This is a genomic window from Microbacterium sp. LB12 (genome assembly GCF_037150835.1).
GTDB lineage: Bacteria > Actinomycetota > Actinomycetes > Actinomycetales > Microbacteriaceae > Microbacterium.
The window spans coordinates 77,848-90,237 of record NZ_JBBCPF010000002.1 but is presented as its reverse complement, the minus strand read 5'-3'; the positions used below and the strand labels follow the sequence as shown (position 1 = coordinate 90,237).

The 12,390-nt window shown below is 70.6% G+C and carries 12 protein-coding genes; 5 read left to right on the top strand and 7 right to left on the bottom strand.

The annotated features are described in order from the left end of the window. Positions 1–15 precede the first annotated feature (15 nt). The 3 genes from kdpC to WFM69_RS04920 are packed head-to-tail and all read left to right on the top strand — an operon-like array spanning position 16 to position 3,841. Positions 16–618 carry a potassium-transporting ATPase subunit KdpC gene (gene kdpC, locus WFM69_RS04930; protein WP_337002270.1) on the top strand — a complete coding sequence of 201 codons (603 nt, stop codon included), beginning with the start codon at positions 16–18 and terminating at the stop codon, positions 616–618. Further along, a complete protein-coding gene (locus WFM69_RS04925) occupies positions 615–3,173 on the top strand; it encodes an ATP-binding protein (protein WP_337002268.1) in 2,559 nt (852 codons plus the stop codon). The genes kdpC and WFM69_RS04925 overlap by 4 nt, the downstream gene beginning before the upstream one ends. Next, positions 3,170–3,841 (top strand): response regulator transcription factor, encoded by a 672-nt coding sequence (locus WFM69_RS04920; RefSeq protein ID WP_337002266.1) that lies wholly within the window; start codon positions 3,170–3,172, stop codon positions 3,839–3,841. Before WFM69_RS04925 ends, WFM69_RS04920 begins: the two co-directional genes overlap by 4 nt. Here the strand turns inward: WFM69_RS04920 and WFM69_RS04915 are convergent. Together WFM69_RS04915 and WFM69_RS04910 are read right to left on the bottom strand one after the other, a co-directional pair. Beyond that, on the bottom strand, positions 3,823–4,629 hold the full coding sequence (locus tag WFM69_RS04915) for a TspO/MBR family protein (protein ID WP_337002264.1): 807 nt from the start codon (positions 4,627–4,629) through the stop codon (positions 3,823–3,825). The genes WFM69_RS04920 and WFM69_RS04915 overlap by 19 nt on opposite strands. A 263-nt stretch (positions 4,630–4,892) precedes the next feature. Next, positions 4,893–5,459: a TetR/AcrR family transcriptional regulator gene (locus WFM69_RS04910; RefSeq protein WP_337002262.1), complete on the bottom strand. Its 567-nt coding sequence runs from the start codon at positions 5,457–5,459 to the stop codon at positions 4,893–4,895. 95 nt (positions 5,460–5,554) lie between these two features. Between WFM69_RS04910 and WFM69_RS04905 the strand changes: the two genes are divergently transcribed. After that, positions 5,555–6,397: an alpha/beta fold hydrolase gene (locus tag WFM69_RS04905; protein WP_337002260.1), complete on the top strand. Its 843-nt coding sequence runs from the start codon at positions 5,555–5,557 to the stop codon at positions 6,395–6,397. A gap of 93 nt (positions 6,398–6,490) precedes the next feature. Here WFM69_RS04905 and WFM69_RS04900 read toward each other — a convergent pair whose 3' ends face one another. Then, the gene (locus WFM69_RS04900; RefSeq protein ID WP_337002258.1) at positions 6,491–7,021 is read right to left on the bottom strand and encodes a hypothetical protein; all 531 of its coding nucleotides are present in this window, start codon (positions 7,019–7,021) and stop codon (positions 6,491–6,493) included. Between the two features lie 91 nt (positions 7,022–7,112). On the opposite strand from WFM69_RS04900, the gene WFM69_RS04895 reads away from it, so the two are divergent. Beyond that, positions 7,113–8,498: an ATP-binding protein gene (locus WFM69_RS04895; RefSeq protein WP_337002256.1), complete on the top strand. Its 1,386-nt coding sequence runs from the start codon at positions 7,113–7,115 to the stop codon at positions 8,496–8,498. A 6-nt stretch (positions 8,499–8,504) separates the two neighbouring features. Here WFM69_RS04895 and WFM69_RS04890 read toward each other — a convergent pair whose 3' ends face one another. Genes WFM69_RS04890 through WFM69_RS04875 form a run of 4 tightly spaced genes read right to left on the bottom strand, consistent with a single transcriptional unit; the run spans position 8,505 to position 12,373 of the window. Beyond that, a complete protein-coding gene (locus WFM69_RS04890; RefSeq protein WP_337002255.1) occupies positions 8,505–9,467 on the bottom strand; it encodes a siderophore-interacting protein in 963 nt (320 codons plus the stop codon). Continuing rightward, the gene (locus WFM69_RS04885) at positions 9,457–10,257 is read right to left on the bottom strand and encodes an ABC transporter ATP-binding protein (protein ID WP_337002254.1); all 801 of its coding nucleotides are present in this window, start codon (positions 10,255–10,257) and stop codon (positions 9,457–9,459) included. The genes WFM69_RS04890 and WFM69_RS04885 overlap by 11 nt, the downstream gene beginning before the upstream one ends. Then, entirely contained in the window at positions 10,254–11,327 is a 1,074-nt protein-coding gene (locus tag WFM69_RS04880; RefSeq protein ID WP_337002253.1) for a FecCD family ABC transporter permease, read from the bottom strand. Before WFM69_RS04880 ends, WFM69_RS04885 begins: the two co-directional genes overlap by 4 nt. Then, positions 11,324–12,373: a FecCD family ABC transporter permease gene (locus WFM69_RS04875; RefSeq protein ID WP_337002252.1), complete on the bottom strand. Its 1,050-nt coding sequence runs from the start codon at positions 12,371–12,373 to the stop codon at positions 11,324–11,326. Before WFM69_RS04875 ends, WFM69_RS04880 begins: the two co-directional genes overlap by 4 nt. Positions 12,374–12,390: the final 17 nt, after the last annotated feature.

Below are 12,390 nucleotides of genomic sequence, written 5' to 3'. Positions count from 1 at the left end.
AAAGGGAATCCAGACATGTCCTCCACTCGCACCGCGGCCCGCACCACCGGTGTCGCCGTCCGCGCGATGCTCGTCCTCACCCTCCTGCTCGGTGTCGGCTACACGCTGCTGGTGACCGGCATCGGCCAGCTCCTGCTCCCGTGGCAGGCGAACGGCTCGCCGCTGCCCGACGACAAGGGCAGCTCGCTGATCGGCCAGTCCTTCACCGACGCCGACGGCAACGCCATTCCGACCTACTTCCAGTCACGCCCGTCCGCCGCGGGCGACGGCTACGACGGGGCAGGCTCCAGCGGCAGCAACCTGGGCCCGGAGAACCCCGACCTGGTCGCCGCCATCGCGGAGCGCAAGGCCGCGATCGCGGCACGCGAGGGCGTCGACCCGTCCCAGGTCCCGGCAGACGCGGTCACGGCGTCCGGCTCGGGCCTCGACCCGCACATCAGCGTGGCCTACGCCCTGCTGCAGGTGCCGCGTGTGGCCGAGGCGCGCGGCCTCTCCGAGCAGGCGGTGCGCGACCTCGTGGAGTCTAGGATTCAAGGGCGGGATCTGGGATTCCTCGGCGACGAGCGCATCAACGTCGCCGAACTCAACCTCGCGCTCGATGACCGGGAGGGCGAATGACCGCAGCTCCTCTCCGTCGACCTCACGGCCCGTCGCGCCGGGGGCGGCTCCGAGTACTCCTCGGGGCCGCCCCCGGCGTCGGCAAGACCTACGAGATGCTGGCCGAGGGGCGCCGCATGCTCGACGAGGGCCACGACGTCGTGATCGCGATCGTCGAGACGCACGAGCGCGCCGCGACCCTCGCGCAGACGGTCGGACTCCCCGAGGTGCCGCGGCGGGTCGACCTGCACCGCGGGATCGCGCTCACCGAGCTCGACCTGGAAGCCGTGATCGAACGCGCACCCGAGATCGCCCTGGTCGACGAGCTCGCCCACACGAACGCCCCGGGGTCGCGCAACCCGAAGCGCTGGCAGGACGTCGACGAGCTGCTCGACGCCGGGATCGACGTGGTCACGACCGTCAACGTGCAGCACATCGAATCGCTGAACGCGGTGGTCGAGAAGATCACCGGTATCGCGCAACAGGAGACGATCCCGGATGCGGTGGTGCGTGCCGCCGACGAGATCGAGGTGGTCGACCTCGCCCCGCAGACGCTGCGCGACCGGCTCTCGGCCGGGCTGGTGTACCCGGCCGAGCGGATCGACGCCGCCCTGTCGAACTACTTCCGCCTGGGCAACCTCACCGCGCTGCGCGAGCTCGCCCTGCTCTGGCTCGCCGACGAGGTCGACAGCGCCCTGCGCAGCTACCGCGCCGAGCAGGGCATCGAAGGCACGTGGCAGGCCAGGGAGCGCGTGGTGGTCGCGCTCACGGGCGGACCGGAGGGCGAGACCCTGATCCGTCGCGGTGCCCGCATCGCGGCGCGCTCCGCAGGCGGGGAACTGCTCGCCGTGCACGTGTCGGCGCAGGACGGGCTGCGCGACGAGACACCCGGCGCACTCGCGGCCCAGCGCACGCTCGTGGAGTCGCTGGGCGGCACGTACCACCAGGTCGTCGGCGACGACATCCCGGTCACGCTGGTCGAGTTCGCGCAGGGGGCGGACGCCACGCAGCTCGTGATCGGCGTGAGCAGACGCAGCCGACTCACGGCCGCGCTCACCGGTCCGGGCATCGGCTCCGAGGTGATCCGCCGCTCGGGCGACATCGACGTGCACATCGTGACGCACGCCGCGGCCGGCGGACGGATGGTGCTGCCGCGCATCACCGGGGGAGCGCTCGGGTGGCGGCGACAGCTGCTCGGGCTCGGCGTGGCCCTGGTGTTCGGACCGCTGCTGTCGTGGGTGATGTTCACGTTCCGCAGCCCCGAGTCGATCACCGCCGAGGTGCTGGCGTATCAGCTGCTCGTGGTCGTGGTGGCTCTCATCGGCGGCATCCGTCCTGCGGTGTTCGCGGCCGTGCTCTCCGGCATCACGCTCGACTTCCTGTTCGTCGCGCCGTTGTTCACGATCACGATCGCGCATCCGCTGCACGTCCTCGCCCTCACCCTCTACGTCGTGATCGCGATCCTGGTGAGCCTGATCGTGGACCAGGCCGCCCGCCGTGCCCGCACTGCCCAGCGCGCGGCCGCCGAGGCCGAGCTGCTCGCCGCGGTCGCCGGCAACGTGCTCCGCGGCGACAACGCCGTGCTCGCCCTGGTCAGTCGCACCCGCGAGGCGTTCGGGCTGAGCGGGGTGCGACTGCTCTCCCCGGACGGCGAGGTGCTCGCCAGCGACGGCGAACCGGTGCCAGACGGCCGGGCCACGACCATCCCGGTCGGGATCGGCACGGGCGGCGGTCCCCGGGCGCTGCTGGAGCTCAACGGCGAACCCCTCGCCGGACCCGAGCGCCGTCTGCTGGATGCGATCGTCGCGCAGCTGTCCGCCGCGATCGAGCACACCGATCTGCGCGCCACGGCCCGCGAGGCCGAAGCCCTCGCCGAGACCGATCAGGTGCGCAGCGCCCTGCTCTCCGCCGTGAGCCACGACCTCCGACGCCCGCTCGCCTCGGCCGTCGCGGCGATCGGCGGACTCCGCGGCGCCCGCGGGCTGTCGGCATCCGACCGTGACGAGCTGCTCGCGACCGCCGACGAGAGCCTGGCGACGCTGTCGACCCTGGTCACCGATCTGCTCGACGTGAGCCGCGTGCAGGCCGGCGTGCTCGCCGTCTCCTCGTCGCGCATGGATGCCGCGGGCAGCGTGCTCGCCGCGGTCGACGAGCTCGGCCTCGGGCCCGCGGATGTCGAGCTCGCGCTCGATCCGGAACTGCCGCCGGTGTTCGCCGACCCGGTGCTGCTGCTGCGCGTGCTGGTCAACGTGCTCGCGAACGCACATCGGCATTCGCCCGACGACACCCGGGTCATCATCTCCACGAGCGCGCTCGGCGACCGTGCCGAGATCCGCATCATCGACCGCGGCGAGGGCGTCTCCCCGGAGCGGCGCGACCGGATCTTCCAACCGTTCCAGCGGTTCGGCGACACCGACAACACCACCGGACTCGGGCTCGGACTCGCCCTGTCGCGCGGGTTCACCGAGGGCATGGGCGGTACCCTGACACCCGAGGACACCCCCGGTGGAGGCCTCACCATGGTCATCTCCCTGCCGCTGGCCGCAGGGTCCCCCGACACGGAGGACACGGAGTGAAGCTCCTCATCGCCGACGACGACCCGCAGATGGTGCGGGCGCTGCGGATCACTCTCGCCGCACACGGCTACGACGTCGTGGTAGCCCCCGACGGCGCGGCCGCGATCGCCGCCGCCGCCCAGACGCACCCCGACCTGATCATGCTCGATCTGGGGATGCCGCGCCTCGACGGCATCGAGGTGATCCAGGCGCTGCGCGGGTGGACGAACGTGCCGATCATCGTGGTGTCCGGTCGCACGGGGTCGGCCGACAAAGTGGAGGCGCTCGACGCCGGTGCCGACGACTTCGTGACGAAGCCCTTCCAGGTCGACGAGCTGCTCGCACGTCTGCGGGCGCTGTCCCGCCGCTCGATCCCCGCGAACGGCGAGTCAACGGTGACGTTCGGCGAGGTGGTGGTCGATCTCGCGACGAAGACCGTGACCCGTGGCGGCACCCGCGTGCACCTGACCCCGACCGAGTGGCGGATGCTCGAGCACCTGTCGCGGCATCCGGGCGCCCTCGTCACCCGGCAGGATCTGCTGAAGGAGATCTGGGGCAGCGAGCAGGTGTCCGACTCCGGCTACCTGCGGCTGTACATGTCGCAACTGCGCAAGAAGCTCGAGCAGGAGCCGAGCACGCCCGTGCACCTGCTGACCGAGGCCGGGATGGGCTACCGCCTGGTGCTCTGACGCGCGGCACGGCTTCTCCGCCGCACCACCGCGACGACCGCGACCCCGACGAGCACCACGGCCACGATGATCGCGGCGATCGCGGTCGGCGTGCTCTCGGGCTCACCGGTGAGACGCCCGACGGCGAGCCACGCGAGACCCCACGCCGTGGCCAGAGCGGGGGCGATGCGGCCGGTCGCCCACGCCGCCGCGCACCCGATCACGAGCACGACGACGAGCACGGCGACAGCCCAGACATCGGCCGCGTCCGCCCAGCTCTCCGGGGCGATCTGGGTGAACCACGCGGCGGTGTTCGCGACCGTGGCGATCGTGACCCAGCCGAAGTGCAACCCGTTCGCGCCGCCGGTGAGGATGCGGTCGGCGGCGGTGCGCGCGGGGAAGCGCACCAGCACGACGATCACCCTCGCCAGCACGGCCAGCAGCAGCGCGATCACGACGACCGTCAGCCACAGCGTCAGGTACCGCGCGGTGACGAGCCACAGCCCGTTCAGCACCATCGAGGCGGCGATCCATCCACCCACCGCCCGTTGGCGCACGTCCTGTCGCTGCGCGGGGAGCGCCTGCCACACCGTGTAGGCGATCAGGCCGAGGTAGATGAGCGACCAGATCGAGAACGCGGGGCCGGCTGGCGCGAGGTACGAACCCTGTGCGGACAGCGCACCGTCCTGCAGGTCGTCGACCGAGGTGCCGCCGAAGGCTCCCGCGCCGATGGCCGCTGCGATCAGCATGAACGCCGCCGCGGCGATGACCAGGCTCTGGCGACCGATGTCCTTCATGCGCGATTCCATGCCCGCACGCTACGAGACGTGCACACGCGCCGCATCGGCCTTGACACGTGCACACCTTTTCGCTAACCAGGTTAGTCAAATCACCGCCGCGCCACACGCTTGTCGGGAGTTCGGTCACGCATCCGCCGCCCACTTGTCGGGAGTTCGGACGCTTGTCGGACGACACGCCACGACTTTCCCCGACAGCCGTCCGATCTCCCGACAGGTGAACCCAGACTCCCGACGAGTACACGCGACACGGATCGGAGACACTGACGGAAGGCTCAGACGCGCGCGAAGGCCGCGTCGATCAGCACTTCGGCGGCCCCGCGGGCCTGAATCGCCACGGCCGGATCCGCGGAGATCGCCGCCGTGCTCTGGGCCCCTTCCGCGAGGATCGACAGCTGTGCGGCGAGCGCCGCCGGCGCCCCGGTCTCGGCGACCAGCGCGGCCATGTACTCCTGGAAGGATGCCTTGTGCGTGCGCACGATCTCGGCGACCTCGGGGTTGGTGCCGCCGAGCTCGCCGAACGCGTTGATGAAGGCGCAGCCACGGAAGTCGTCGGCGCAGAACCAGTTCTCCAGGTAGCCGTACACGGCGAGGAGGCGGGCTCGCGGATCGTCTCCGGCATCCGCCACCGCGCGGGCGAGCCCGGACTCCCACTCGCTGTGCTTGCGCGCGAGCACAGCCGCGACGATGTCGGTCTTCGCAGGAAACAGGGAGTAGAGCCGACGCAGCGACACCCCGGCGGCATGACGGAGCTCGTCCATGCCGACCGCCGCGTACCCCTTGCGGTAGTACAGCTCTTCGGCGGCGCTGAGGATGCGCTCGCGGGCCTCGTCTTCGGTCATGCCCAGAAGTCTACTTGACACGAGAACGAACGTTCTCTAGATTGGTCCCATTCGCGAGAACGATCGTTCTCGCAGCAATCGAGAGGATCAGGAACATGGGTCGCATCACCGTCGGGACCGAGAACAGCACCCCGATCGAGCTCTACTACGAGGACCAGGGATCGGGTCAGCCCGTCGTCCTGATCCACGGCTATCCGCTGAACGGTCACAGCTGGGAGCGGCAGACCCGCGAGCTCCTCGCCCAGGGCTACCGCGTCATCACCTACGACCGCCGCGGTTTCGGCCAGTCGTCGAAGGTGAACGCCGGCTACGACTACGACACGTTCGCGGCCGACCTGAACACCGTGCTCGAGACCCTCGATCTGCGTGACGTCGTGCTCGTCGGCTTCTCGATGGGCACCGGCGAACTCGCCCGCTACGTGAGCCGCTACGGACACGACCGCGTCGCCAAGCTCGCCTTCCTCGCCTCGCTCGAGCCGTTCCTGGTGCAGCGCGACGACAACCCCGAGGGCGTGCCGCAGGAGGTCTTCGACGGCATCGAGGCGGCAGCCAAGGGCGACCGCTTCGCCTGGTTCACCGACTTCTACAAGAACTTCTACAACCTGGATGAGAACCTCGGCTCGCGCATCAGCGAGGAGGCCGTGCAGGGCAGCTGGAACGTCGCGATCACCAGTGCGCCGGTCGCCGCCTACGCCGTCGTGGACGCCTGGATCGAGGACTTCCGTGCCGACGTGGAGGCGGTCCGCGCCTCAGGAAAGCCCACGCTGATCCTGCACGGCACGAAAGACAACATCCTCCCGATCGACGCGACCGCCCGCCGGTTCCACCAGGCGGTGCCGGATGCCGACTACGTCGAGGTCGAGGGCGCCCCGCACGGTCTGCTCTGGACCCACGCCGAAGAGGTGAACGCCGCCCTGAAGTCCTTCCTCGCAAACTAGCCCGCCCCCCACCCGCCGCCGGGCGGGATCAAGAACGCACCCCCGGGGCGTCCCGGGGGTGCGTTTTCGATCCCGCCGCGGGGAAAGAGCGGGTCAGTGGATGAAGGCCTTCATGACGACGAACGCCAGCCCGAACGACGCCGTCACGAGCGCGCCGAGGATGCGGACGAGCTGCGAGCTCCCCCGCCGCAGGAACGCGACGTAGCCGAGGAAGGCGAGGATCACGACGCCGGACCAGAGCGCCACGTCGTTGGCGATGTCGTCGGGGATGATCCGGGTGGTTCCGAGCAGGAGGATCAGTGCGGGGACCGTCGCCGAGGTGAGCATCCCCACGGAGTGACGCAGGGAGCCGCGGAACGCGGGCCCGAGCTCGGCGCGCACCTCGTCGCTCGCGTGTTCGCCCATGCGGGCGACCGTGCCCGCGAACACGTGCGAGGCCCAGAAGACCACGACCGTGACGCCGACCTTGATCAGCACCCGGACCGACGTCTCGCCGGAGTAGGACGCCAGGGCGATGAGTCCACTCACGAGGATCGTGCCGTACACGGCGGCCTCGGTGCCGAAGCCGGGACGGAGGGCGCGATGGATGCGGAGGATGCTGTGATCCGCTTCTGACCTGGTCATCGCTGTCAGTATAGGAGACGCGATCAGCGTCGGATCAGCGCCAGCGGGACCGACGCGCGACGGGATCGCACTTCAGGGGAAGAGGCCTTCGATGGACACCGACGACACGATCGCGCACTCGCTGGACGGCCGCGAGTTCCATTTCGACGCCCCCGTCGAGGCCACCTTCGGGATCGGCATGTTCGTGCACCTCGTGGAGTCGCGGCGCACCCGGCTGGGTCAGATCGAATCGCTGCGCATGACCGACGACGGCACGGTGCACGGCGTCGGCACCGTGCTCGGCGAGCTGACGGACGGACGCCTCGACCGGCGGCGCAGCATCGGGTTCTCCCGCGCGATCGTCACCGAGGCCGACGCCGCCGCCACGGCCGTCGTGTACGACGAGTCGCCGACGAGCCTGCGCATGGGCACCCTGCTGGGCAACCCCGCGAACGAGGCACGGGTGCTCTCGCACCGCTTCAACCGGCACACGTTCTGGTGCGGGCAGAGCGGATCGGGCAAGACCTACGCCCTCGGCGTGCTGCTGGAGCAGCTGCTCGTGCACACCGCCCTCCCGATGGTCATCTTCGACCCGAACGCGGACTTCGTGCGCCTGCGCGAGCACCGCGTGACGCCGTCCTCGGCCGCAGCGGCGGATGTCGCGGCCCTCGGCGCCCGCGACATCCGGGTGCTGGGCCCGTCCGCCGACGCGGACGACATCCATGTGCGGTTCCGGTCGCTGTCGCTGCGTTCGCAGGCCGCCGTGCTGCGGATGGATCCGCTCGCCGACCGCGCGGAGTACAACGAGCTGGTGAACCTCAAGGTCACGGATGTGAGTCGTGCGTCGGGGACCGTGGTCGAACGACTCCGCGAACGGGGCACGCCGCCCGCACTCACCCTGGCGGACCGGATCGAGAACCTCCGGCTGGAGGACTGGCGGATCTGGGCGTTCGACGACGCCGCCGTGACCGACATCATCGATGAGCGCCCCGACGCCACCGTTCTCGACCTCGGCGGTTTCTCCTACCCGGAGGAGTCGCTCGTCGTCGCGCTCTCCGTCCTCGACGACCTGTGGGAGAAGCGGGAGAGTCGACGGCCGATCCTCATCGTGATCGACGAGGCGCACAACCTCTGCTCCCCCGACACCGACTCCCCGCTCCACGTGGCCGTGCGCGAGCGGATCATCCAGATCGCCGCGGAGGGACGCAAGTTCGGCCTCTGGCTGCTGCTGTCGACGCAGCGCCCGTCGAAGATCCACCCCAACATCCTGAGCCAGTGCGACAACCTGGCACTGATGCGGATGAGCTCACCGCTCGACCTCGCCGAGCTCGCCGACGTGTTCGGATTCGCCCCGCCGGCGATGGTGATGCAGTCGCCGCGGTTCCAGCAGGGCGAAGCCCTGTTCGCCGGAGGATTCGTCGCCGCACCCACCCTGCTGAAGGTCGGCGACCGGCTGACCGTCGAGGGCGGTGTCGACGTCCCGGTGCCGCAGCGGTGACGCGGCTCAGCCGCGCATCGCGACGCCGCGGCGCCAGTAGCCCATGAACGCCACCTGCGAGCGGTCGATGCCGAGATCCTTCACCAGGTGCCGCCGCAGCGTGGTGACCACACCGCTCTCGCCGGCGATCCAGAAGTAGCGGTCGGCCGGCGCATCCGTGGCGGCGATGTCCTCGCCGAGACCGGAGTACTCCGGCGTCTCCCACACCAGATCCTCGCCTTCGAGGTCCTTCACCTGAAGCTCCTCCGCGGCATCCGCGTCGCCGAGATGCGCGAGCACCGCAGGGATCAGCCGCAGACCGTGCGGTTCGCCGGCGTCGCGCGGCAACCAGTGCACCTCGACTCCGGTCGGCACGTCGATGCGCAGGATGTCGGCCGGCGACGGCACCTCGATGAAGGCCACACCGCGGAGGTCACGCGGGGCGTCCTCCAGGATGCGCGCGATGGCCGGCGCCGCGGTCTCGTCGCCCGCGAGCACGACCGACGGCGCGGCGCCCGGGGCGTACTCGGCACCGCCGTGCGCGTCGACGCCCACACCGCGACGCGGTCCGACCAGGTAGAGCTCCTTCCCAACCGCCGCGTCGCTCGCCCACAGCGACGCGGGTCCGGTGAGCCCCGGCTCGAGGTGCAGCACGAAGTCCACGTCGACCTCGGTGCCGGTCGCGTCGTCGACCCGCAGTTCGCGCACGGAGTAGGTGCGCATGGATCCCCGCTCCTCCTCCGGCACCGCGAGGAACGTCTGCCACCAGTTGTCCGACGCCCGATCCAACTCGGGGAGCACGCCCGACGCCGGTGGGAACACCAGCTTGATGCGGCTGTCGAACACCTCGCCGGGGGTGCCGAACTCGCTCAGCTCGTCGCCGCCGAACGTGACCCGCACGAACGAGGGCGAGATGCGCGAGACGGCCCGCACTTCGGCGCGCGTGAGGATGTACGTCGGACGCTCGGTCGTGGTGGTCTCAGCGGACATGGTGCCTCCCGATGGGTGTGACCATCGGCTTGCCGGAGACCGGGTCGATGGTGATCTGATTGGCGAGGCCGAAGACCTCTTCGACGAGTGCGGTGGTGACGACGTCCTGCGGGGCGCCCGTCGCGTGCACCCGGCCGTCCTTCATGGCGACCAGCTCGTCGGCGTAGCGTGCCGCGAGGTTGAGATCGTGCAGCACCATGACGATGGTGGTGCCGCGCGAGACGCTCAGGTCGGTGAGCAGGTCAAGCACCTCGACCTGGTGCGCGACGTCGAGGAACGTGGTCGGCTCGTCCAGCAGCAGGATGTCGGTCTCCTGCGCGAGCGCCATCGCGATCCAGACGCGCTGGCGCTGACCGCCCGAGAGTTCGTCGACGCTGCGGTCGGCGAGCTCGGTCGTGCCCGTCGCGTCGAGGGCGTCGGCCACCACCTCGTAGTCGTGCGAGCTCCAGCGCGCGAGCATCTTCTGGTGCGGGTGGCGTCCCCGGCCCACGAGGTCGGCGACCGCGATGCCCTCGGGCGCGACGGGCGACTGCGGCAGCAGACCGAGCACCCGCGCGACCTCCTTCGTCGGCCGGGCGTGCACGTACTTGCCGTCGAGCACGATCTGGCCGTCGGTCGGCGACAGCAGGCGGGCCAGCGAGCGCAGCAGCGTCGACTTGCCGCATCCGTTCGCCCCGACGATGGTCGTGATGCGCCCGGGTGCGATCTGCAGGTCGAGGCCGTCGATGACGGTGCGGTCGCCGTAGGCGAGCGTCACCCCCGCCGCGGACAGCGAGTGCGAGACGGTCATAGCGAACCTCCGGAGCGGTTGGTGCGGATGAGGAGGTAGATCAGGTACGGCGCCCCGACCACGCCGGTGACGACGCCGACCGGGTAGCGGGTGCCGAAGGCGAACTGGCCGATCAGGTCGCCGCCGAGCACGAGCACGGCTCCGACGAACGCCGAGGGCAGCAGCAGGTTCGCGCCCGGGCCCGTGATGCGCGCGGCGATCGGACCCGCCATGAACGCGACGAAGGCGATCGGGCCGGTCGCCGCCGTGGCGAAGGCGAGCAGTGCGACCGCGCCGAGCATGAGCAGCAGGCGGGTCGTGTTGACCCGGATGCCGAGGCCCGCCGCGGAATCGTCGCCGAGCTGGAGCGCCCCGAGAGCGCGCCCCTGCGAGAGCATGAGCGGCACGATCACGGCCGCCGCGATCGCCATCGGCAGCACGCGCTCCCAGGAGGCGTTGTTGAGGCTCCCGGTCAGCCATTGCATGGCCGTCTGGATGTCCCAGTTCGCGGCGCGCGACAGCATGTACGAGGTGATGCTCTGCAGCATGGCCGCGACGCCGATGCCGATGAGGATCAGGCGCGTGCCGGCGAAGCCGCCCCTGATGGAGAGCAGGTATATCACGAGCGCCGTGACGAGTGCACCCCCGAGCGCGAGCAGCGAGACCACGGGGCCGTTGGCCGAGAGCACCACGATGCCGGCCACGGCCGCGGCACCGGCACCGCCCGAGACGCCGATGATGTCGGGAGATGCGAGCGGGTTGCGCAGCATCGTCTGGAAGCAGACGCCGGCCATGCCGAAGCCGATGCCGGTGAGGACCGCGAGCACCGCGCGCGGCAGCCGGAGATCGCCCACCGTGAAAGAGGCGCCCGGCACCGTCTCCCCCAGGATCACCCTGATCACCTCATCGGGCGTGTAGAAGGTGTTGCCCACCATGAGTGCGGTGGCGAACAGGGCGAACACGAGGATGCCGAGGACGATCGTCGCGACCGCATGCCGACGGTGACGGGATCGGCGACCCGCGACGATGCGCGCGATGCGGGCGGACGCCGGCTCGTCGACGCGGCCGAGGGTGTGCTCCGTCGTGCTCACAGCTCACGCACCTTCTGCCGTCGGACGATCCAGATGAAGAACGGGGCGCCGATGAGGGCGGTGATGATGCCGACCTGGACCTCTTCCGAGGACGGCGCGATCACCCGGCCCACGATGTCGCTCGCGGTCAGCAGCGCGGCACCGGCGACCGCCGAGAACGGCAGCAGCCAGCGGTGATCCGTGCCGATGAGCATGCGGCACACGTGCGGGATGATCAGACCGACGAAGCCGATGGGACCGGCGATCGCGGTGGCGGCACCCGCGAGGATCACCGCGCCCAGCGCCGAGAGCATCCGGGTGCGGAACACGTTCTCGCCGAGGCCCTTGGCCATCTCGTCGCCGAGCGCGAGCGAGTTCATGCCCCGCGCGCACAGGAAGCAGATGAGTGCGCCGACCGCGAGCACCGGCGCCGTGAGGGCGATGCGCGGCCACTCGGCACCGCCGACGCCGCCGATCTGCCAGGACTGGAACGTCTGCAGCAGATCGACGCGCGGCAGCATGACGGCACTGATCAGCGACGCGAACGCCGCCGAAGTCGCCGCACCCGCGAGGGCGAGCTTGAGCGGCGTCGCCCCGCCCCGACCGAGCGAGCCGACCGTGTAGACGAAGACGGCCGCGATCCCGGCGCCGGCGATCGCGAACCCCATCTGCCCGTACGGGTTGGTGAGTCCGAAGAACGCTATGCCGCACACGACCGCGAGCGACGCCCCGTTGGAGACCCCGAGGATGCCGGGGTCGGCGATCGGGTTGCGCGTCACGGCCTGCATCGCGGCCCCCGACAGGGCCAGCGCCGCGCCGACGAGGAGCGCCAGGACCGTGCGGGGGATCCGCTTGACGATCGCGGCCTGCGCGATCGTGTCGGTGTGGCCGGCGAGGGCGGCCGTGATGTCGTCGAACGAGACGGCTCGCACGCCGAACGAGATCGACAGGATGCTGAGCACGAGGAGCAGGACGCCCCCGGCGAGCAGCCAGAGTGTGCGCACCAGCACCGGGCGCCGCAGGTCTGCGGCTCCCGGTGCTGGTGCGATGACGGTTGTCGAGGTCACGGAGCTGTCAGTCCGCA